This is a genomic window from uncultured Aquincola sp., assembly GCF_964001545.1.
Lineage (GTDB): Bacteria > Pseudomonadota > Gammaproteobacteria > Burkholderiales > Burkholderiaceae_C > Aquincola.
The window spans coordinates 1-21,246 of the sequence record NZ_CAXFDV010000160.1 but is presented as its reverse complement, the minus strand read 5'-3'; the positions used below and the strand labels follow the sequence as shown (position 1 = coordinate 21,246).

Genomic DNA, 21,246 nt, shown 5'->3' with positions numbered 1-21,246 from the left:
TGCCCGGCCGGGCCGCCGAAGCTGATGAAGCCCAGCTTCAGCCAGAAGCGGAAGGCCTGGGCGAAGGTGACGGTGGGTGGTGTGAGCTGCGGCGAAGGGATTGCTGGGGGAGTGCAGGCCATTGGTGGCAGCAAAGTGGGGTCCGGCGCAAGCGCAAGCTTGTTGGCTTCACCGGAAGTAACCAGGGCATGACGACATTCTCTCTTGACAAGCAGGTTAAACCGGTGCGAACCGCCATCAGTTGGCCAGTGGCGCTGTTGTGGCTGAGAACGACCGGCTCGCGGCTAAAAAGCCGGTCGGCGGCCCTGCTGGTTGCAAGTGGAGAGTCAGCGTCTCGGTGGAAGGTCCCGACGCCGCGGCCTGCGTCAATATTGACCTTGGTTTGCCTGTTACCGCCTCTGGCAGCATTCATCGTGCCATTGAGGGAGCTGACCGTGACTCGCACCGACAAGAGGTCGTACCTTCTCCACTATCCCGACACTCATCCTCACCTTGATGTCGAGCGCGGTCCGAACGACAAGGGGGTGGGCTCATGGGTTCCGAACAACAAACACCGATACCTGGCGGACTTCATACAGGCTTCTCATGGCGCCCGGGCCAACTGGCCGCACCGCGTCTACATCGATCTCTTCAGCGGGCCCGGTCGCGTACAGGTGGAAGGCGAGTCTGCCACCAGAGATGGCGGGGCGCTGGTTGCTTGGAGGCAAGGGGCGATACAGCCAAATGCTCAGTTCACCAAGATGTTGATCGCGGACAAGGAGCCCACGCGAGTGCACGCATGTTGCGCAAGGCTTGAGGCTGCTGGAGCGACCGTGGAAGGCTTCCCTGGCGTGGCTGCTGAGACGGTTGATCACGTGCTGGACAGGGTGCCCCGCAGGAGTTTTTGCCTTGCCTATCTTGACCCATACAACCTCCAATTCCTGTCGTTCGAGATCATCAAGAAGCTGGCAACCCTGCAGACCATTGACTTTGCCGTTCACTTCAGCACGATGGACCTCGCGAGGAATGTCGACATGGAGTTCAGGCGAGGACGCTTCGACGACACGGCGCCAGGATGGTCCCAGGCCATAGACCCATCCACCATGGCGCGCAGCTCGGTGCGAGAGGCCTTTTTCGACTACTGGTGCGGTCTGATCAAGGGCTTGTGCTTTGAGTTCAGCGAGAAGATGCCGTTGATCACGTCGGATCGGAAGGCCCCGATCTATCGGCTGGTGTTCTTCAGTCGGCACCCACTGGCCAACCGCCTGTGGTCTGACGTGGCTCGTTCGCCTAACGGCGAGCTTTTCTGAGGGTCCGCAGCCCGATAATCGCGGCTTGCGAGAGGAGCATCTTGTGGGCACGTATTCGACTATTGAGTGGACCGAGGTGACCTGGAACCCAGTCACTGGCTGCTACAAGATCAGCCAGGGGTGCAAGCATTGCTATGCCGAGCGGATGGCCAAGCGGCTGAAGGCGATGGGCTCCGCACGATATGAGAACGAGTTCCAGCCGACTCTTCACTGGGATCTGGTGGACCAGCCGCTACGGTGGAAGAAAGGCAAGACGGTCTTCGTTAATTCGATGAGCGACCTGTTTCAGGACGACGTCCCGCCGGACTTCATTGGCGCGGTCTTCCGCACAATGGCGGCAACGCCGCAGCACACCTACCAGATTCTGACGAAGCGGTCGACGCGGCTACTGGAACTGGCGCCCTCACTGCACTGGCCCGACAACGTGTGGATGGGCGTAAGCGTCGAAGACGGTCGAGCGCTCAACCGGGTCGACGATCTGCGGCGCGTACCTGCGAAAGTGAAGTTTCTTTCATGTGAACCTCTGATCGGCTCACTCGGGGGCCTTAACTTGGAAGGCATCCACTGGGCGATTGTCGGCGGAGAGTCAGGGCCTGGCGCAAGGCCAATGGAGCCTGCTTGGGTCGACGAGATTCGCCTCGAGGCTGAGCGCTCGCGTAGCTTGTTCTTCTTCAAGCAGTGGGGCGGGGTCAGGAAGGACAGGACCGGCCGCCTGCTCCATGGGAGGACCTGGGACGACATGCCCGCGCGGCGATCAGCCATCACTGCCAACGTCGCAGTCTGATCGCGCTGCTGGCCCGGTCTTCGGGTCGGACCGTCGTTTGGGGCACGTTCTCGGCTGATCGCCTGCTTGGCTTGGCGTATCTCCTTTCTTTCGCGCACTCGCTCAGCTGAAGCGCCGGTTCGGCACCCTCGCCAGCCCCAGGTGCTCGCGCAGCGTGCGGCCCTCATAGGCGCGTCGGAACAGGCCGCGGCGCTGCAGCTCCGGCACCACCAGCTGCGTGAAGTCGTCCAGCCCGCCGGGCGTGCTGCTGAACATCACGTTGAAGCCGTCGGCCGCGCCGGTGGAAAACCAGTGCTCGAAGTCGTCGGCAATCGCCTGCGGCGTGCCCACCAACATGCGGTGGCCGCCCGCGCTCCAGCGGGTGTAGAGCTGCTGCACCGTCGGCCGCTCCTTGCGTATCCAGTCCACCAGCAGCTTCTGCCGGCTCTGGTGGCTGTTGGTCAGCGGAATCTCGTCGGGCAGTTCCACCCGCGCATCCAGCGGCAGCCGCGTGAGGTCGATGCCCAGGCTGGCGTAGCTGCTCAGCGCGCGCAGCACCACGTCGGCATCGCGCGCCTGCAGTAGTTCGCCCCACTTGTCGTCGGCCTCGGCCTGGCTTCGGCCGATCACCGGCATCACGCCGGGCAGGATGTGGAGCTGCTCGGGGCCGCGGCCCAGCGCGGCGGCGCGCTGCTTGACGTCGGCGTAAAACGCCCGGGCTTCGTCGATGTCCTGCGCGGCGGTGTACAGCATCTCGCCCACGCGGGCGGCCAGGGCCTTGCCGTCTTCCGAAGCACCGGCCTGCGAGATCACCGGCCAGCCCTGCAGCGGCCGCGGCGCGTTGAGCGGGCCGCGCACCTGGAAGTGTTGGCCGCGGTGGTTCAGCACATGGAGTTTGCTCGGGTCGGCCCAGCGCCCGCTGGCCTTGTCGGTGACGAAGGCGTCGTCGGCCCAGCTGTCCCACAGGCCGGTGACCACGTCGACGAACTCATGCGCGCGCTCATAGCGGGCGCCATGGTGGCGGTGGGCGTCGAGGTTGAAGTTCTCGCCGCCGCCGGTGGAGGTGACCACGTTCCAGCCCGCGCGCCCGCCACTCAGGTGGTCGAGCGAGGCGAAGGCGCGGGCCACGTTGTAGGGCTCGCTGTAGCTGGTGCTCACCGAGCCCACCAGGCCGATGCGCTCGGTGGCCATGGCCAGGGCCGACAGCAGCACCATGGGTTCCCAACGCGGGGCCTGCGGACTCTGCGCCACCGTGGACGGGTCGGTGGCGGCGAACACGTTGTCGTAGAAAAAAAGGGCGTCGAAGCAGGCGGCTTCCAGCTTGCGGGCATAGGACACGTAGCGCTGCACGTTCCAGGCGGCATCGATGTCGGAAGCCGAGTGGCGCCAGCTGTCGCCCTGCACCGCCGAGCCGGTGAAGTAGGCGCCCAGCTTCAACTGGCGCCGCGCGGGCACGCCGCTCATGGCTTGGCCGCCACGCTGGCCGGCTTGAAGTAGTCGGGCAGGCGGTAGCCCTTCCAGGCCGGGTTGGATTCAAAGGCCTGCTGGAACTGCGGCGACTGGTAGGCGGCCACGAGGTCGCGCGCGAACTTGGCGTTCTGGTTGCTGCGCTTGACGGCCACCACGTTCACGTAGGGCAGCGTCATGTCTTCCAGCTTCAAGGCTTCGGTCAGCCTCAGGCCATAGGCCACCGCAAAGTTGCCCTGGATGGCGGCCAGGTCGGCATCGTCCAGCGAGCGCGGCGCCTGCGCCGCATCCAGCGGCACGATCTTCAGCTGGCGCGGGTTGCGGGTGATGTCGCGCTCGGACACGCTGGCCGCGTCCACGCCGGGCTTCAGGCTCACCCAGCCGGCCGCTTCCAGGATGCGCAGCGCACGGGCGGTGTTCACCGGGTCGGAAGGCACGGTGACGGTGGCACCCTGCGGCACCTCGGTCAGCGACTTCCAGCGCTTGCTGTACAGGCCCATCGGCGGCGTGGGCACGTGCACGATGGGCACCAGGTCGAACTTCTGCCGCTGGTTGCTGGCCTCCAGGTACACGGTGTGCTGGAAGATGTTGGCGTGGATCTGGCCGCGCTCCACCGCGTCGTTGGGCTGCACGCCCTGGCTGAACTCGACGTACTGCACCTCGTAGCCCAACTGCCTGAGCTGCGGCTCGATGCCGATGCGGAAGGCATCGCGGTAAGGGCCGGGCATGAAGCCGATGCGCAGCGGCTCGGCCGCCTGGGCCTGCGCCCACAGTGGCGCTGCGGCCAGCAGCAGGGTGGCCGCCAGCAGGTGGCGGCGCGGTTGAAAACGGAACGTGGGGGTCACGGTACTTCCTCGGGTTCAGTGTCAAACGTGGTGGCACGCGACGTGGTGATCGCCGTCCAGCCGTTGCAGCGTGGGTGCTTCGGTGCGGCAGCGGCTGCTGGCCAGCGGGCAGCGGTGGCGGAAGGCGCAGCCTTCGGTGGGCGCACCTGCCGCGCCCGGCGTCGGCGCCGTCGCGGCGGCGATGGGCAGGCTGCGCCGCTGCAGGCCGGGCGTGGCCGCCATCAGCGTGCGGGTGTAGGGGTGCAGGGGCGTGCGCCACAGGCTGTCGCGCGCAGCCAGTTCCACCACCCGGCCGCGGAACATCACCGCCACGCGGTCGGCCATGTGGCGCACCACGCCCAGGTCGTGCGAGATGAAGAGACCCGCCAGCCCGAAGTGCGTACGCAGCTCCAGCAGCAGGTTCAGCACCTGGGCGCGCACCGACACGTCCAGGGCCGACACCGCCTCGTCGCACACCAGCAGCTCGGGCTCCAGCATCAGCGCGCGGGCAATGGCCACCCGCTGCCGCTGCCCGCCCGAGAACTCATGCGGGTGGCGCGCTGCCATCTCCGGCCGCAGGCCGACGCGGGCCAGCATGGCCTGCACCCGCTCGCGCCGCTCGGCCCCGTTCGCGCCGCGGCGCTGCACGCGCAGCGGCTCTTCCAGCGCCTGGCCGATCGTCAGCCGCGGATTGAGCGAGGCATACGGGTCCTGGAACACCATCTGCATGCGGGCGCGCTGCGGCGCCAGCGCGCGGCGGCTGCGGTGGGTGATGTCCTCGCCATCGAACACGATGCGGCCCTGGTCCACGTCCACCAGCCGCATCACCGCGCGGGCCAGCGTGGACTTGCCGCACCCGCTTTCGCCGACCAGGCCCAGGGTTTCATCGCGGCCGATGTGCAGGTCGATGCCGTCCAGCGCACGCGGCGCGGCGCCCGGCGCGCCGGCGTAACGCTTGGCCAGGGCGTTGAGTTGCAGCAGGGGCGTGGGTGTACTCATGCGGCCCAGGCCTCGTCAACGGCCTCCACCCGCGCCGGTGCCAGCGGATGGTGGCAGGCGCTGGCACGGCCACCGTGCTGCAGCAGCAGCGGCGCGGCCTGTTGGCAGCGTGGGCTGGCCTGGGCGCAGCGCGGCGCGAAGGCGCAGCCCGGCGGCAGCGTCAGCAACGAAGGGACGGTGCCGCCGATCTCGGGCAGCCGGCTGCCGGGCGTCACCTGCTCCAGCGCCACCGAAGCCAGCAGGCCGGCGGTGTAGGGGTGGCGCGGCGCCGCGAACAGCTCGGCCACCGGCCCTTCTTCCACGATGCGGCCGGCATACATCACCGCCGCGCGGTCGGCCACCTGGGCCACCACGCCCAGGTCGTGGGTGATGAGCAGCAGGCCCAGGCCGGTGCTGCGCTGTAGCTCGGCCAGCAAGGCCAGGATCTCGGCCTGGGTGGTCACGTCGAGCGCGGTGGTGGGCTCGTCGGCCACCAGCAGCTCGGGCTCGCCGGCCAGCGCCAGCGCAATGAGCGCCCGCTGCCGCTGGCCGCCCGACAGCCGGTGCGGCACCGCACGGGCCTGCGCTGTCGGGTCGGGCAGGCGCACCTGGGCCAGCAACTGCAGCGCGCGTTCCCAGGCGGCGCGCCGGCCGAGCTGTGGCTGGTGCAGCTGCACGGCTTCGGCGATCTGCGCGCCGATGGTCTGCACCGGGTTCAGCGCCGACAGGTCCTGGAACACCATGCCGATGCGGCCGCCGCGCACACGGCGCAGCGCGGCGGCGTCCAGTTGCAGCAGGTCGGTGCCCTGCAGCAGCACCTGGCCGGCTTCGATGCGGCCGGGCGGCGGCACCAGCCGCAGCAAGGAGGCGGCGGTGACGGACTTGCCGCTGCCGCTTTCGCCCACCAGCGCCAGCGTCTGGCCGCGGTGCAGCGTCAGGTCGACGCCGTCCACCGCCTTGGCCACGCCGGCCGGGGTGTGGAACCAGGTGCGCAGGCCGCGCACTTCCAGCAAAGGCGTGTGATGCGTCATGCCAGGGCCCTGCGCTTGAGTTGCGGGTTGACCAGCTCGCTCAGCCCTTCACCCACCAGGTTGAAGCCCAGCACCGCCACCACGATGGCGGCGCCCGGCAGCGCGCAGATGAACCAGGCGTCCACCACCTGCTCACGGCCGGCGCCGATGATGGTGCCCCAGCTCATCACGTTGGGGTCGCCCAGGCCCAGGAAGGCCAGGGCCGCCTCGGTCTGGATGGCATTGGCGATGGTGAGCGTGGACACCACCACCACCGAGGGCAGCGCATTGGGCAGGATCTGCGTCAGCATCAGCCGCAGGTCGTCCATGCCCATCGTCTCGGCGGCCAGCACGAACTCACGCTCGCGCAGCCGCAGGAATTCGGCCCGCACCAGCCGTGCGGTGGCCGGCCAGCTGACGATGCCGATGGCGATGACCTCGGTGGTGATGGAGGGCTTGAACAAGGCCACCAGCACCACGGCCAGCACGAACTTGGGCACGGTCTGGAACACCTCGGTGACGCGGCCCAGCAGCGCATCCACCCAGCCGCGGTAGAAGCCGCCCAGCGCGCCGATGGCCACGCCCAGCAGCGCCGACAGCGCGGTGCTCACCAGCCCCACCAGCAGCGAGACCCGCGCACCCGACACCAGCCCGGTGGCAATGTCGCGGCCCATCAGGTCGGTGCCCAGCGGGTAGGCCGGGTCTTCACCCGGCCACAGCATCGGCGGGCCGGCCATGTCCCAGGGGTCGGCGCTGAACACCAGGCGGCCGAACAAGGCGACCGCGGCCAGGGCCAGCAGCATCAGCCCGCCCACCGCCAGCGCGGGGCGGCGAACCACGGCACGCACGGCGGCCGTGGCCCGCGCGGTCAGGCGCTGCCAGCGGCTGGGCGGCAGCGCGCAGTCGGTGCAGGCCGAAGACGTGTGCAGCGTGGTCATGCGCGCACCCCCTGCGGTGCCTGCAGCTGCACCCGCGGGTCCAGCAGCGCGGTGGCCAGGTCGACCACGATGTTGATCACCGTGACCAGCAACGAGCTGAGCAGCAAAATGCCCAGCAGCAGGTTGAAGTCGCGCGCCAGGATGGCCTCGAAGGCCAGCCGGCCCAGGCCCGGCCACGAGAAGACCGATTCCACCAGCACCGCGCCGCTGAGCAGCGAGGCCACCTGGTAGCCCAGCATCGTGACCAGCGGCAGCGCCGCATTGCGCAGCGCATGGCCGGCCAGCACCCGCGGCTCGGAAGCGCCCTTGGCCCGCGCGGTGCGGATGAAGTCGGCGCCCAGCGTCTCCACCATCGCGCTGCGCATCAGCCGGGCATACACCGCCAGGAAAAAGGTGGACAGCGTCAAAGCCGGCAGCACCGCATGGTGGGCCACGTCCAGCGCATGCACCCACCAGGGCCCTTGCAGGCCCACGGTGACCATGCCGCCGGCCGGCAGCCAACCAAGCTTGCCGGCGAACAGCACCAGCGCCATCAGCCCCAGCCAGAAGGTGGGCATGGCATAAGCGAACAGCACCCCCACCGCCACCGCATGGTCGAACCAGCCGCCGGGCTTGAGCGCCGACAGCGTGCCCAGCAGCATGCCCAGCACCAGCGCCAGGCCCATGGCCAGCGCCATCAGCAGCAGCGTGGCCGGCAGCCGGCTGAGGATGAGGTCCAGCACCGGCATGTTCTGCCGGTACGACCAGCCCAGGTCCAGTGTCAGCAGCCGGCCCAGGTAGGCCAGCAGCTGCGCGGCCACCGGCTGGTCGAGCCCGAACTGCGCACGCAGCGCGGCCATCTGCTCGGGCGTGGCGGCGCCGGCTTCGCCGGCCAGCACGTCCACCACATCGCCCGGCGCCAGCTGCAGCACCAGGAAGTTGAGCAGCGCGATGCCCAGCACCACCGGCAGCACCTGCAGCAGCCGGTTCCGCAGGTAGCGGCCCAGGTTCATGCCGGGCACCTCACGCGGCCTTGGGTTCCAGCCAGGCGTCGGCCAGCGAAGCGAACAGGCCATCACCCTGCGGCTGCTGCTTGCGAAAGCGCGCCGTGGCCACCGTCACCCAGGTCTGCTCGATCAGCTCCAGCAGCGGCACGTCCTCCTGCACGATCTGCTGCCACTGCACGATCAGCGCCTTGCGCTTGGCCGGGTCGGGCTCGGCGGCGGCGGCTTCCATCACGCGGTCCAGCTCGGGGTTGCTGTAGCCCGAGCCGTTGGTCCACGGCGAGCCCTTGACGATGTTCTTGGTCCAGTACAGCCGCTGCACGCCCAGCGTGGGGTCGGGCAGCCGGTGCAGGCTGGAGATCATCAGGTCGTAGTCCTGGTCGGTGAAGATGCGGCGCAGGTAGGTGGCGGTATCACCCGCGCGCAGTTCCACCTCCACGCCGATCTTGGCCAGCGACTGCTTGATGAACTCGGCCGGGCGTGAGGCGGTGGGTCCGCTGCCGCCGTCGAAGTCCAGCGTCACCGACAGCCGCTTGCCGCCGGCGCCGCGCTTGAGGCCGGCCTCGTCCAGCAGCGCCTCGGCACGCTTCAAGTCCAGCGGGTACTTGCGCACCTGGTCGCTGTAGTAGTTGACGACCGAGGACGGCACCGGCCCGGTGGCCGGTTTGCCATAGCCCAGGAACACGATCTTGAGCAGCGCCTCGCGGTCGATGGCGTAGGCGAAGGCCTGGCGCACCCGCTTGTCCTGCAGCTGCGGCCGGCGCACGTTGAACTGCGCCAGGAAGATGGTGGACAGGTAGCGACCGTCGTCGGTGTTGATGCTGTAGCGGGCCTTGTCCTTGAAGCGGTTGAGGTTGGTCAGCGGGATGATGGAGCCCAGGGCCACGTCGATCTCGCCGGCTTCCAGCGCCACGGTGCGCGCCGCCGCATCGGGGATGAACTTGAAGACGATGCCGTCCAGATAGGGCTGCGGCGTGCCGTCGGGGCCCTTGCCCCAGTAGTTCGGGTTGCGCTCCAGTCGCACGTGGCTGCCCTTGACCCATTCCTTGAACACGAAGGGGCCGGTGCCCACCGGCGCGCTGTTCAGCGGATTCGTCAGCACGTCCTTGCCGGCGTACAAATGCCTGGGCAGGATCTGCGCGCCGTAGGTGTTGATGTAGTTGAGGATGTAGGGCGCCGGCGCGCTGAGCCGCAGCACCACGGTGTGCTTGTCGGGCGTTTCCACCTTCTCGACGTTGGCGAAGGCGGCGCGGCCGAAGGGGTGCAGCTTGCGCCACACCTCCTGCAGCGTGTATTCCACGTCGGCGGCGGTGAACTCGGCGCCGTCGTGCCACTTCACGCCCTGGCGCAGCTTGAAGGTGAGGGTCTTGCCATCGGCCGCCTGTTCCCACGAGGTGGCCAGCGCCGGCACCGGCCGCAGGTTGAGGTCGTAGCTCACCAGCCCTTCCAGCACCTTGCTGGACAGCATGCCGATGTTCATCGTGGTGATGAAGGCCGAGGTGAGCAGCGTGGGCTCGGGCGCCACCGCGATGTTGAGCACGCCGCCGGTGACGGGCTTGCCGTTGCCGGCCTGCGCCAGCGCCTGCGGATGCCACCAGGGCAGGCCGAAGGCCGCCAGGCTGCCAAGAGCGCCGGTGCGGGTGAGGAGGGTGCGGCGATGGAGGGACATGGAAAGACCTGTGAACTGCGAGAGAAGAAGGGGAGGGCGCGCGGGCGTCAGGCGCCGGGCACGAAGCCGTTGTCGAAGGTGGGGCGCACGTCCAGCCGCTGCTTGAGCAGCCCGGCTTCCAGGAAGAAGTCGGCGGTGCGCTGCTGGTCGGCCAGCACCTGCGCATCCACCGGTATCCAGCGCTGCGCGCGGCGCTCGAACTGCAGGCGCGCGGCTTCGGGGGCGATGCCGATGATGCGGGCCAGGGCCGCTGCGAATTCGGGCACGTGCTGGTACGACCAGCGCTGCGCCCGCACCACGCGCTGCGCAAAGTCGTGCAGTGCCTCGCGCTTGGCGGCCAGCGCGCTGTCGGTGGCGGCCAGGAAGCTCAGGCCCGACGACAGGCCGCGGCCGCTGACCAGCACGCGGGCCTGGCCGGCGGTCTCGGCCATCGCGGTGTAGGGCTCCCAGGTAGCCCAGGCGTCGATGGCGCCTTGGGTCAGCGCCAGCTTGGCATCGGGCGGCGGCAGGAAGCGGAAGGTGTCGGCCTCGGGCTTCAGGCCGGCCGAGGCCAGGGCCTTGAGCGCGATGAAGTGGCCGATGGAGCCGCGGTTGGTGCCGATGCGCTTGCCCTTGAGGTCGGCCGCCGTCTTCAGCGGTGAATCCGGGCGCACCAGCACCGCGGTGCCATAGGGGTCGGAGCGATTGACCGCGAAGGCCTTGATGCGCACGCCATTGGCCAGCGCGAAGATCAGCGGTGCATCGCCGATGGGGCCGAAGTCCACCGCCTCGGCGTTCAAGGCCTCGGCCAGCGGTGCAGCGGCCGGAAATTCGGCCCACTGGATGTCGTAGGGCAGGTTCTGCAGCTCGCCCGCCGCTTCCAGCAGCGCGCGCAGGCCACCCTTCTGGTCGCCGGCCTTGAGCACGGTGCGGCCCTGCGCCCGCACCGCCGGCCAGGCGCAGGCCAGCGCAGCCGCCAGGCCGAGGGTGAGTTCACGGCGCTTCATTGCAGCACCTCGGGCTCGGCTTCCACCAGACCTTGGTACAAGGCATCGAAGGCACGGGCGGCGCCATTGGCGCGGCCCACCTGCTCATGCGTCAGCGCCGCCATCTCGTGCGGAATCGGCTGTGGCGTGCCGGCCGCTTCGGCCAGCAGCTGGGTGTGGCAGGCGTTGTCCAGCGCGATGTACCACCAGGCCGCGGCCTCCACCGTGGGCCCGGCGGTGAGGATGCCGTGGTTCTTCAGGATCACGCCCTTGTGCGTGCCCAGCGCCTCGGCGATGCGGGCGCCTTCGTCGGTCTCGTACACCACGCCGTTGAAGTCGGTGAAGAGGCCATGGTCCTGGTAGAAGGCGCAGCCGTCCTGCGTCAGCGGGTCGAGCTTGCGGCCCAGCGAGGCCCAGGCCTTGCCGTACAGCGAATGGGTGTGCGCGGCGGCCACCACCTCGGGCCGCGCCTCGTGGATGGCGGCATGGATGGCGAAGGCCGCGCGGTTGAGCGGGCCGCGGCCATAGGCGATCTCGCCATGGGCATTGACCAGCAGCAGGTCCGACACCTTGATGCGCGAAAAGTGCAGGCCGAAGGGGTTGACCCAGAAGTGGTCGGGCAGCTCCGGGTCGCGCGCGGTGATGTGGCCGGCCAGGCCCTGGTCGAAGCCGTAGCGCGCGAAGAGGCGGAAGGCTGCGGCCAGCCGCTGCTGGCGGTGCAGGCGCTCTTGCAGCAGCGTGCGGGGCGGTTCATCGTCGAACCAGTCCTGGCGTTGCGGGTGGGCATTCAGCACCAGGCCGCTGGCGGTGGCCGGGGGGCTGACCAAGGTGGGTCGGGAAAGCAGGGCGCTCATGAAGATCCTGGTTCGGTACTGCATCGAAGAGCCCGAACCATAGGCAGCGCGCCGCGGCTTGCGAACGAAGCTTTTCCGCTTTGCTTCTCCGCTTTCCTCATGCACGTTGCTGGGGTGGTGCACCTACCGCGGCCGCGCCGGTGGCGCGCAAGATGGGTCCGCATGCCGGGCGGCATGCGACACACCAAGAGGAGACGACATGACACCGATCAGCACCTGGGGTCCTTCCTCCACCCGCACCGGCCTGCGCTGGGTCGCGGCGCTCTGGCTGACCACCGCATGGCCCTGGGCCATGGGCACGACACCTGGCACCTGCGATGGCTCGAGCGACGCCTGCAGCTTCAACCTGGGCCGCGTCACCGTCACGCTGGCGCAAGGCGCGGCCTCGTACAACGCCGGGGCGGAGTTCCTGTCGGGCGACGACGGCGACTTCCTGGCCGATCCGTCCTTGTTCAGCAGCCTGACCTTGCAGCAGTCGGGCGCCACCGAAGGCTTTGCGTTTGCACCCAGCCCGCAGCTGCGCGTGGGCGGCAGCGGGCGCAACGGCTATCACCAGCTGCAGGGCTTCTTCGAGTTCACCGGCCTGCGCTTCCAGGCCAATCCGGGTTGGCGCATCGATGCGCTGCGACTGGAGGTCACCGGCCAGCGCAACGTGGTGGGCGACGCCAGCTGGTCGTACGGCTTGCCGTTCTCGCTCAGCTTCAATGGCGACAGCTTCGTCGGCAGCGGCGCCCTCAACCCCGACGATGCGGCGGTGCGCGGCGAGCTGATGGTGAGCGCCGCCTACGTGGAAGGCGAAGACGGCACCGCACCGGTGTACGGCTACGCCACCGCGGCTTTCCAGTCGGCCCGCTTCGTGGCCACGGTGTCGGCGGTGCCGGAGCCGGGCACGCTGGCGTTGGGGCTGGCCGGCGGAGCATGGCTGCTGGGCTGGCGCGGCCGCAGGGCCTGGGTACGGCGTTTGCCGTGAGGGCGGCAACCGATAGAGAAGACATGCCGCGCCACCATTTCCACCTTGTGCCCGCCAGCCCGCAGCCCATCGCCGTGCGGGTGTGGTTCGACCTCTACTGGGGCCGCCTGCACTGGGTGGCGCGGCTGCGCGGTGCGGGCGGGCGCTGCGCCTTGCGCGGCAGCGTCATCACCTCGATGCCGCGCACCTTTCTCGCGTTGCTGCGCGGCCTGGTGGAACAGGAAATCCGCGCGGCCGCGGCCACGGCGGCCACGGCAACCGCCGCCATCGCCGCGCCAGCACAGGTGGCACGCCGGGCGCCCCCACCGCCGAGCCCCTGGGCCGTCAAGCGCACGCTGGCCCACCCGCCGCTGCCGCCCGATGCACCCCATGGCATCTGGTGGCCGCACCCGGAGAGCGGGCCTCGGCCGGCGCGCATGCACGCTGCACGACCCGGCGCCCTTCGGCCCGCATGGGCTGCTGCCCGCGGGCGCACGGACATCCACCCTTAGCCCGGGGCGCACCTCAGCGCGCGTGCGGCAAGCCCAGCCGGGCCACCTGCACCGGCTCGGCGTCCATGCGGGCGATCAACGCGTCCAGGCCGTCTCGGGGTTGAGCCTTGGCGTCGCTGGCGCCAGGGTCTGCGCGGCACAGCAGGTCGTCGGCCGACCAGCCGGGGGCGCCGGGTCGTGACACGGCGCGCAGCCAGCCGTCGCGGTCGATGAGCCATTGCAGGCCGGCGGCGGTCGGTCCGGGCGACACCCGATCCGGCGCCACCGCGCCCGCCAGTTGCGCATAGGCGGCATAGGCGGCATCGGACCGCACGCTGCAGTCGGCGCCGGCTTCGCGGGCCATGGCCACGCCGCCGTCCTGCGCTGCCTCGGCCCCCAGCACCACGGTGACAAAACGCGGATCTTCGATGGGTTGCGGCAGTGGCCTGCCGACCAGCACCAGGCGCACACGCTGGCCACGCCAGTGGCTCAAGGGCCTCGGGCCGGGTGCGTCGGCGCAGGCCACGGCCATGTCGGGCGCGGCCACCGGCCAGGGCCAGGCCGCCTGGCGGCGGGCGCTGTCGCCGGCAGCCAGCAGCTTCATCGCGTCCAGCACGGCCCAGGTGTCGTCGGTGCTCAGGCGGTCGGCGAACCCGGGCATGGTGGGGCGGCCCTGCGCGTCGTACAGGCCCTGCTGCACCCGCCACAGCAGCTCGCCTTCGGCCCGTTTCCACAACAGGCCGGCGCTGAGCGTGGGCGGCCAGCGCGGCAGGCTGGCGGCCAGCGGCCCTTCGCCGCGACCATCGGCGCCATGGCAGGCGGCGCAGTGCGCCTGGTACAGCGCCAGGCCGCGCTGGATGCCCGCCGCCTCGAAGCCGGTGGGCGAGCGGTGAAAGCTGGTGGGCACCGCGGGTGTGAACAGCAGCGCAGCCGGCGGCCAGGGCGCCAACGCCAACAGCGCGGCGGCACCGGCCAACAGCGGCCAGCGACGGCGCCGCCAGGCCAGGCCCAGCAGCACAAAGCCCAGCGCGATGGCGGCCAGCAGCAGCCACAGCGCCAGGTCGCGCGCCAGGCCACCGTCGATCAGCAGGTTCTCCACCGCCACGCGCCAGGGCAACGGCCAGGCCGGTTGCCCATGCACGGCCGGCGCCAGGCCCAGCGCATGCAGCAGGGCCAGCAGGCCGCGCTGGGCGGCCTGTGCCCCTTGCAGCAGCAGGTTCTGCAGCGCAGGCGTGTCCACCGCCGCCCGCTACCAGGTGGCATCCAGGCCCAGCAGCCGCAGGGCCTGGTGGCGCAGCGCCGCCAGCTCGGGGTGGCCGCGGTGGCGCGGGTAGGGCAAGGGGTTGGCGATGTCGGCCACGATGCGTGCCGGCCGGTCGCTGAACACGATCACGCGCTGGGCCATGAAGAGCGCTTCCTCCACGTCGTGCGTGACCAGCAGCGCCGAGAAGCCGGCGCGTTGCCACAAGGCCACCAGCTCGCTTTGCATCGTCAGCCGGGTGAGGGAATCGAGCTTGCCCAGGGGTTCGTCCAGCACCAGCAACTGCGGGTCGTTGACCAGCGCCCGGGCCAGCGCCACCCGCTGCGCCATGCCACCCGACAGCTGGTGCGGATAGGCATCGGCAAAGTCGCGCAGGCCCACCAGCGCCAGCGCCTCGTCCACCCGGTGGCGGCGCAGCTTCAGCAGGCCGCGGGCCTGCAGGCCCAGCGCCACGTTCTGCCACACGGTGCGCCAGGGGTAGAGCGTCGGGTCCTGGAACACGACGATGCGCGAAGGGTCGGGCCGGGCGATGGCCTGGCCGTCCTGCAGCAGCGTGCCCTGGGTGGCCGGTTCCAGCCCGGCCACCAGCCGCAGCAAGGTGCTCTTGCCGCAACCACTGGGGCCCAGCAGCGCGACGAACTCACCGGGCTGGATGGTCAGGTCGATGTCCTGCAACACCGGCAGCGGGCCGGCGGGCAGCTCGAAGCGGTGGCTGACGGCGCGGATGTCTATACAAGAGGTCATGGGGCTCCCTCCCGCTGCGCGGGATCCCTCCGGGAGGGAAGAGCGCCGCCTTCGGGCGGCCGGGCGGCGGCGCTCACCACTTGACCGTCCCCTTCTGCCACGACAGCACGCGATCGCGTACCGCGAACAGCAGCGTGATCAGGCCCGAGCAGACCACCGCCATCACGATCAGGGCCGCGTACATGTTGCTGTACGAGGCCCAGCCCTGCGCCCAGGTGAGGTACCAGCCCAGGCCCGACTTCACGCCCATCATCTCGGCCGTGACCAGGATGGAAAACGCGCCGCCCAGGCCCATGAACAGGCCCACGAACACCTGCGGCAGTGCCGCCGGAATGGCCACCCGCAGCACCAGGAACAGCGGCGAGGCGCCCAGCGTGCGCGCCACGTCGTAGTACTGGCGATTGACGCCGGCCACGCCCGACCAGGTCAGCACCGCCACCGGAAAGCCGGTGGCCAGCGCAATCAGGAAGATGGCCGCCGCATAGCTGGACGGAAACACGAAGAAGGCCAGCGGCAGCAGCGCCGAAGCCGGCACCGGCCCCAGGAAGCGGATGACCGGGTGCGCCCAGTAGCCCACCAGCCGCGACCAGCCCATCGCCACACCGACCAGGAAGCCCACGCTGGCGCCCCAGGCCACGCCGAAGGCCAGCAGCTTGACCGAGTTGAAGGCGCTGTCGCCCAGGCGCCGCCAGTCGTCGGTGTAGACCTCGGCCAGCGCGGTGGGCGGTGCGAAGAAGGGTGTGGGCAACCAGCCCAGCTTGGCGGTGAACAGCTCCCAGGCGCCGAAGATCAAGGCCAGCGCCACCAGCCAGGCGCCGCTGGGCCGCAGCGTGGCCTGCACCGCGCGGCCAAAGCGTCCGGCCAGCGGCGCCAGCACCGCCACCGCCGCCAGCAGCGCGGCCACGGCCAGCGCCACCAGACCAAATTCGCGGGTGTAGACCCATTCGGTGAAGCCTTCCACCCGGTTGGGCAGCAGCAGGGTGAGCGCGCCCACGCCGGCCCAGGCGGCCGCGGCCAGCAGGCCCAGCGGCCAAAAGCTGGCGCTGGGCAGGCCGGCCCGGCGCGTGGCGGCCGTTGATGCCGGCGCACGCTGCGCCTGCAAGGGCGGTGCTGATGTGCTGGTCATCGCAGCCTCCGGTCAGCCGAGCACATCGGCATACACATGCTTGGCCAGGCGCACGGGGTCGGTGCTCTGCTTGAGCACGCCCACCGAACGGAAGTCGCGGGCGTAGAACTCGATCTCCTTCAGGAAGTCGCCGCCCATCGGGTGGTGGCGGTGCGTCAGCGTGCCCAGCAGCGCGCGCAGGTCGTCCACCGGCACCTTGGGCGAGTACTTGGCGAACAGCTTGGCCGATTCGTTCGGGTTGTCGGCCACATAGTCCGAAGCCTGCACGATGGCGCGCGCCACGCCGGCGGCCACCGGCCGCTCCTTGCGCACCAGCTCGCCGCGGGCGCCGACGATGCAGCACACCTTGTCCTTGTATTCGCCGCTCAGGTTGCTGGCGATCTCGGTGTACTGGCCGGGCTTGCGCTTTTCCAGCAGGTACAGGTTGGGGTCGCCGTCGGCGATGGCCTGGATCTCGCCCTTGTCCACCGCCACGCCCAGCAGGTCGGCCGGGTACTGGCGCCAGGTCACGTCCTTGTCGGGGTCGATGCCGTTCTTGGCCAGCAGGATGGAAAAGAAGTTCTTGCCCGGCGCGGCCAGGTCGGGCACGCCGATGGTCTTGCCCTTCAGGCTTTGCAGCGTGGTGGCGCCGGTGGCCTTGGCGCCGATCAGCCGCACGCAACCGCCGTGCGAGCTGCCGATCAGCTTGACGTCGAAGCCGGCTTCCAGCGGCTTGAGCCAGCGGTGGATCATGCCCACCGCCGCATCGGCCTTGCCGGTGGCCAGCGATTCCAGCAACTGGTCGGTGCTGCCGGTGTAGTTGATCAGGTCAACCACTACCCCGTTGCGCTCGAAGTAGCCCAGTTCCTGCGCCACCACCACGGGCGACAGGCAGAAGGCATTGGCATTCCAGGCGAAGGTGAGCTTGCGCGGCTGCGCCAGCGCACCGGTGGTGGCGATGCCGACCGGGCCGACCACGGCGGCGGCACCGGCGGCGCGCAGCAGGCTGCGGCGTGAGAGTCTGGTCATCGCAGGCTCCTTCAGGCGGCCAGCGGCGCGGCTTGGCGGGCGGCCAGGCGCTCGGCCACCAGCGCGCGGGTGCGCGGAATCAGCTCGCGGCCATAGTCGATCGCGTCTTCCAGCGGGTCGAAGCCGCGGATCAGGAAGGTGGTGACGCCCAGGTCGTAGTAATCCAGCAGGGCCTCGGCCACCTGCTCGGGCGTGCCCACCAGCGCGGTGCTGTTGGAGCGCGCGCCGGTTTCCTGCGCAATGGCGGTCCACAGCCGTTTGTCCACCCTCGTGCCTTGCGCGGCCGCGGCCAGCAGCCGGCGTGCGCCTTCGCTTTGCTGCGGGCCGCCGCGGCTGTAGCCGGCTTCCTGCCGCAGCTGGCGGGTGCGGGCCAGGATGCCTTCGGCCCGCGCCCAGGCGGCGTCTTCCGTCGCGGCCAGGATGGGCCGGAAGGAGACCGAGAAGCGCACCGTGCGGCCATGGCGCGCGGCCTCGGCCTTCACGCGGGTGGTCAGTTCCTTGACCTGGTCCAGCGACTCGCCCCACAGCGCATACACGTCGGCATGCTTGCCGGCCACCGGCAGCGCGGCTTCGCTGGCGCCGCCGAAGTAGATGGGCACATGCGGCTTTTGCAGCGGCTTGACTTCTGAGAAGCCGGCCTCGAAGCGGTAGTGCTTGCCTTCGTGGTCGAAGGGCTGGTCGCTGGTCCACAGCCGGCGCAGCAGGGTCAGGTATTCGTCGGTGCGCTCGTAGCGCTGGTCGTGGTCCAGGTAGTCGCCATCGCGGCGCTGCTCGGCGTCGGAGCCGCCGGAGATGAAGTGCACACCCAGCCGCCCGCCGCTGAACTGGTCGAGCGAAGCAATCTGCCGCGCCGCCAGCGTGGGCACCGTGAAGCCCGGGCGGTGCGCCAGCATGAAGTGCACGCGCTCGGTGTGCGCTGCCGCATAGCTGATGGTGAGCGTGGCGCTGGGGCCGGTGGAATGGTGCGGTACCAGGATGCGGTCGAATCCTGCCGCCTCATGCGCTTGCGCGAAGGCCTTGACGTAGTCGCGGTCGATGGCCGGGCCGCTGGCGGCATGGATCTCCGAGACCTTCTGGCTCTGGATCATGCCGATGAATTCGATGCTCATGCGTGTTCCCTCACAACAGCTGAAGGCCTGCCGATGCAGCAAGGCCGGTGCGGCACGCTAAGCGGCCAGGCGCCCAGGTCCAACGAAGCAAAACGAAGTTGTCTATGCGTTTTGCTTGTTTCCCTTGCGGCGTGGCGGCGCCTAGGCTGCAAGCCCCGGATGAAGGAGCCCGCGCGATGAGCAGTTCTTTGGCGGCCACGCCCGCCCGCAGTGCGCCGCCCGCGCCCGCCCACCCCGACGAGCTGGGTGCGGTGCTGGCCCGGCTGACCCAGCGCTTTGCCGCCACCGCGGCCGACCATGACCGCGAGGCCCGCTTTCCGCATGCCAACTTCGCCGAGCTGCAGCGCCACGGCCTGGTGGCCTCGGTGGTGCCGGTGGCGCTGGGCGGTGGGGGCGCCAACCTGGCCACCGCACGCCGCATCGTGGGCGCGGTGGCCCGCGGCGAGCCGGCGACGGCGCTGGTGCTCACGATGACCTTCCTGATCCACCGCAGCATCACCCGGCCCGACAGCCGCTGGCCCGCCCCCCTGCGCGAAGCGGTGCTGCGCAGCGCGGTGGCCGAAGGTGCGCTGGCCAATTCGCTGCGGGTGGAGCCGCAACTGGGCTCGCCCGCCCGCGGCGGCCTGCCCGGCACCGTGGCCCGCCGCACGCCCGAGGGCTGGCGCCTCAGCGGCCACAAGCTCTACACCACCGGCATTCCGGCGCTGCGCTGGCTGGCGGTGTGGGGCCGCACCGACGAGCCGCAGCCCCGCGTCGGCGTGTTCCTGGTCCCGCGCGAGGCGCCGGGCATCCGCGTGATCGAGAGCTGGGACCACCTGGGCCTGCGGGCCTCGGGCAGCCATGAAGTGGTGTTCACCGACGTGCTGCTGCCGGCCGACCATGCGGTGGACCTGCGCGAACCCGCCGAGTGGGCGGCCGGCCCCGACGACGACCAGTACGCCTGGATGATCGTGCTGCTGGGCGCGCTGTACGACGGCGTGGCCCGTGCCGCCCGCGGCTGGCTGCTGGACTTCCTGGAGCAGCGCGCGCCGGGCAGCCTGGGCGCACCGCTGGCCACGCTGCCCCGGGTGCGCGAGCAGGTGGGCGAGATCGAAGCCCTGCTGTGGGCCAACGATGCGTTGCTCGACCAACTGGTGCGGGCCACCGACGCCGGCCACCCGCCGCGGGTGGCCGACAGCGGCCTGGCCAAGTACAGCCTGTCGCGCAACGCCATCCGGGTGGTGGACATTGCGCTGGAACTCAGCGGCAACCACGGCCTGGCGCGCCGCAACCCGCTGGAGCGGCACCACCGCGACGTGCTGTGCAGCCGCATCCACACGCCGCAGAACGACAGCATCCTGCAGCAGGCCGGCCAGCGCGCCTTCGAGGGCGGTGCGGCATGAGGCTGAAGGATTTGAGGCACCATTCGGTGGCCGTGCCGTTGCCAGGAGTTCGCCATGCACGTTGAAGCCCCAGCTTTCCGCGCTTTCATCCAGTCGCTGGAGGCGCTGGTCGCGCAGGCCCCGCCAGAGCCGCGCCTGCTCGATGAAGCGGGCCGCCTGCTGGGCCGCCTGGTGGCCGACGACCGCTGGCTGCCTGCCGCCTATGCGGTGCCGGGCGAGCGCTACCGCCAGTACCCGCTGCACGTGGATGCGCAGGGCCGCTTCTCGGTGGTGAGCTTCGTGTGGGGGCCCGGCCAGTCCACGCCCATTCACGACCACACCGTGTGGGGCCTGATCGGCATGCTGCGCGGCGCCGAGTTTTCGCAGGGCTACCGCTTCGCCGGGCCGCACACGCTGGTGGAAGCCGGCCCGCCGCAACGGCTGGAGCCCGGCCAGGTGGAGGCGGTGTCGCCCCGCGTGGGCGACATCCACCGCGTGGTCAATGCCTTCGACGACCAGGTGTCCATCAGCATCCATGTGTACGGCGCCGACATCGGCCGCATCGAGCGGGCCACCTATGGCCTGGACGGCAGCCGGCAGCGCTTCGTCTCCGGCTATTCGCCGGTGCCCACCGTTTGAACCTGTCTAGACAAGCCGAATGACCCTTCAAGCCACCCCCGCCGACGTGCGCGCCCAGCTGTTGGCCCGCCGAGAGATCGCGCTGCTCGACGTGCGCGAAGAAGACCCGTATGCCCAGGCGCATCCGCTGTGGGCGGCCAACCTGCCGCTGTCCAAGCTGGAGCTGGAGGCTTATGGCCGCATCCCGCGGCGCGACACGCCCATCGTGGTGTACGACGATGGCGAAGGCCTGGCCGAGCGGGCCGCGGCGGGTCTGCAGGCACTGGGCTATACCGACGTGCGCCTGCTGGCCGGCGGCCTGGCCGGCTGGCGCGAAGCCGGCGGCGAGCTGTTCCGCGACGTCAACGTGCCCAGCAAGAGCTTCGGCGAACTGGTGGAGGCCGAGCGCCACACGCCCTCGCTGGCCGCCGGGGAAGTGAAGGCCCTGCTGGACGCGAAGGCCGACGTGGTGGTGCTGGACGCCCGCCGCTTCGACGAATACCAGACGATGAGCATCCCCACCGCCACCAGCGTGCCGGGCGCCGAGCTGGTGCTGCGCGCGCGGGCGCTGGCGCCCGACCCGGCCACGCGGGTGATCGTCAACTGCGCGGGCCGCACCCGCAGCATCATCGGCACGCAATCGCTGGTGAATGCCGGCCTGCCCAACCCGGTGGCGGCGCTGCGCAACGGCACCATCGGCTGGAAGCTGGCCGGCCTGCAGCTGGACCATGGCCAGGCCCGCCGCGCACCGGCCGAGCTGAGCCCCGAGCAGCAGGCCGCCGCGCTGCAGGCCGCCCAAGACGTGGCCCGCCGCGCCGGTGTGCAGCGCATCGATGAAG

General features: G+C 70.3%; 21 protein-coding genes. 7 read left to right on the top strand and 14 right to left on the bottom strand.

The window, feature by feature from the left end; translation table 11 throughout:
• Positions 1-434: 434 nt before the first annotated feature.
• Both tcmP and ABNT58_RS05330 read left to right on the top strand, forming a co-directional pair.
• Complete coding sequence (tcmP, locus tag ABNT58_RS05335) at positions 435-1,289, top strand: three-Cys-motif partner protein TcmP (protein WP_348752468.1); 855 nt, start codon at positions 435-437, stop codon at positions 1,287-1,289.
• A 43-nt stretch (positions 1,290-1,332) separates the two neighbouring features.
• Complete coding sequence (locus ABNT58_RS05330; protein ID WP_348752467.1) at positions 1,333-2,073, top strand: phage Gp37/Gp68 family protein; 741 nt, start codon at positions 1,333-1,335, stop codon at positions 2,071-2,073.
• 102 nt (positions 2,074-2,175) lie between these two features.
• Here ABNT58_RS05330 and ABNT58_RS05325 read toward each other — a convergent pair whose 3' ends face one another.
• The 9 genes from ABNT58_RS05325 to ABNT58_RS05285 are packed head-to-tail and all read right to left on the bottom strand — an operon-like array spanning position 2,176 to position 11,740.
• Complete coding sequence (locus ABNT58_RS05325; protein ID WP_348752466.1) at positions 2,176-3,516, bottom strand: LLM class flavin-dependent oxidoreductase; 1,341 nt, start codon at positions 3,514-3,516, stop codon at positions 2,176-2,178.
• Entirely contained in the window at positions 3,513-4,364 is an 852-nt protein-coding gene (locus ABNT58_RS05320) for a MetQ/NlpA family ABC transporter substrate-binding protein (protein ID WP_348752465.1), read from the bottom strand. The genes ABNT58_RS05325 and ABNT58_RS05320 overlap by 4 nt, the downstream gene beginning before the upstream one ends.
• Before the next feature lie 21 nt (positions 4,365-4,385).
• Positions 4,386-5,342: an oligopeptide/dipeptide ABC transporter ATP-binding protein gene (locus ABNT58_RS05315; RefSeq protein WP_348752464.1), complete on the bottom strand. Its 957-nt coding sequence runs from the start codon at positions 5,340-5,342 to the stop codon at positions 4,386-4,388.
• Positions 5,339-6,352 carry an ABC transporter ATP-binding protein gene (locus tag ABNT58_RS05310; RefSeq protein ID WP_348752463.1) on the bottom strand — a complete coding sequence of 338 codons (1,014 nt, stop codon included), beginning with the start codon at positions 6,350-6,352 and terminating at the stop codon, positions 5,339-5,341. The genes ABNT58_RS05315 and ABNT58_RS05310 overlap by 4 nt, the downstream gene beginning before the upstream one ends.
• Entirely contained in the window at positions 6,349-7,269 is a 921-nt protein-coding gene (locus tag ABNT58_RS05305; RefSeq protein WP_348752462.1) for an ABC transporter permease, read from the bottom strand. Before ABNT58_RS05305 ends, ABNT58_RS05310 begins: the two co-directional genes overlap by 4 nt.
• Positions 7,266-8,261 (bottom strand): ABC transporter permease, encoded by a 996-nt coding sequence (locus ABNT58_RS05300; protein ID WP_348752461.1) that lies wholly within the window; start codon positions 8,259-8,261, stop codon positions 7,266-7,268. Before ABNT58_RS05300 ends, ABNT58_RS05305 begins: the two co-directional genes overlap by 4 nt.
• Before the next feature lie 10 nt (positions 8,262-8,271).
• The gene (locus ABNT58_RS05295) at positions 8,272-9,921 is read right to left on the bottom strand and encodes an ABC transporter substrate-binding protein (RefSeq protein ID WP_348752460.1); all 1,650 of its coding nucleotides are present in this window, start codon (positions 9,919-9,921) and stop codon (positions 8,272-8,274) included.
• Between the two features lie 47 nt (positions 9,922-9,968).
• Entirely contained in the window at positions 9,969-10,907 is a 939-nt protein-coding gene (locus tag ABNT58_RS05290) for an ABC transporter substrate-binding protein (RefSeq protein WP_348752459.1), read from the bottom strand.
• The gene (locus ABNT58_RS05285; RefSeq protein WP_348752458.1) at positions 10,904-11,740 is read right to left on the bottom strand and encodes a class II aldolase/adducin family protein; all 837 of its coding nucleotides are present in this window, start codon (positions 11,738-11,740) and stop codon (positions 10,904-10,906) included. Before ABNT58_RS05285 ends, ABNT58_RS05290 begins: the two co-directional genes overlap by 4 nt.
• 199 nt (positions 11,741-11,939) lie before the next feature.
• Here ABNT58_RS05285 and ABNT58_RS05280 point away from each other — a divergent pair, with 199 nt between their 5' ends.
• On the top strand, positions 11,940-12,710 hold the full coding sequence (locus ABNT58_RS05280; RefSeq protein ID WP_348752457.1) for a PEP-CTERM sorting domain-containing protein: 771 nt from the start codon (positions 11,940-11,942) through the stop codon (positions 12,708-12,710).
• Between the two features lie 23 nt (positions 12,711-12,733).
• The gene (locus tag ABNT58_RS05275; RefSeq protein WP_348752456.1) at positions 12,734-13,201 is read left to right on the top strand and encodes a hypothetical protein; all 468 of its coding nucleotides are present in this window, start codon (positions 12,734-12,736) and stop codon (positions 13,199-13,201) included.
• Between the two features lie 13 nt (positions 13,202-13,214).
• Here the strand turns inward: ABNT58_RS05275 and ABNT58_RS05270 are convergent, their stop codons facing one another.
• The 5 genes from ABNT58_RS05270 to ABNT58_RS05250 form a co-directional block, all read right to left on the bottom strand.
• Positions 13,215-14,420: a c-type cytochrome gene (locus tag ABNT58_RS05270; RefSeq protein WP_348752455.1), complete on the bottom strand. Its 1,206-nt coding sequence runs from the start codon at positions 14,418-14,420 to the stop codon at positions 13,215-13,217.
• A gap of 9 nt (positions 14,421-14,429) precedes the next feature.
• Positions 14,430-15,185: an ABC transporter ATP-binding protein gene (locus tag ABNT58_RS05265; protein WP_348752454.1), complete on the bottom strand. Its 756-nt coding sequence runs from the start codon at positions 15,183-15,185 to the stop codon at positions 14,430-14,432.
• A gap of 73 nt (positions 15,186-15,258) precedes the next feature.
• Complete coding sequence (locus ABNT58_RS05260; protein ID WP_348752453.1) at positions 15,259-16,311, bottom strand: ABC transporter permease subunit; 1,053 nt, start codon at positions 16,309-16,311, stop codon at positions 15,259-15,261.
• A 12-nt stretch (positions 16,312-16,323) separates the two neighbouring features.
• The gene (locus ABNT58_RS05255; protein WP_348752452.1) at positions 16,324-17,319 is read right to left on the bottom strand and encodes an ABC transporter substrate-binding protein; all 996 of its coding nucleotides are present in this window, start codon (positions 17,317-17,319) and stop codon (positions 16,324-16,326) included.
• 11 nt (positions 17,320-17,330) lie between these two features.
• The gene (locus ABNT58_RS05250) at positions 17,331-18,428 is read right to left on the bottom strand and encodes an LLM class flavin-dependent oxidoreductase (protein ID WP_348752451.1); all 1,098 of its coding nucleotides are present in this window, start codon (positions 18,426-18,428) and stop codon (positions 17,331-17,333) included.
• A gap of 176 nt (positions 18,429-18,604) precedes the next feature.
• Here ABNT58_RS05250 and ABNT58_RS05245 point away from each other — a divergent pair, with 176 nt between their 5' ends.
• From ABNT58_RS05245 to ABNT58_RS05235, 3 genes are all read left to right on the top strand, one after another.
• Positions 18,605-19,810, top strand: a complete 1,206-nt coding sequence (locus tag ABNT58_RS05245; RefSeq protein WP_348752450.1) for an acyl-CoA dehydrogenase family protein — start codon at positions 18,605-18,607, stop codon at positions 19,808-19,810.
• Positions 19,811-19,864: 54 nt separating this feature from the next.
• Entirely contained in the window at positions 19,865-20,428 is a 564-nt protein-coding gene (locus tag ABNT58_RS05240; RefSeq protein ID WP_348752449.1) for a cysteine dioxygenase, read from the top strand.
• Between the two features lie 19 nt (positions 20,429-20,447).
• A partial coding sequence (locus ABNT58_RS05235; RefSeq protein ID WP_348752448.1) for a rhodanese-like domain-containing protein occupies positions 20,448-21,246 on the top strand: 799 nt, incomplete at its 3' end.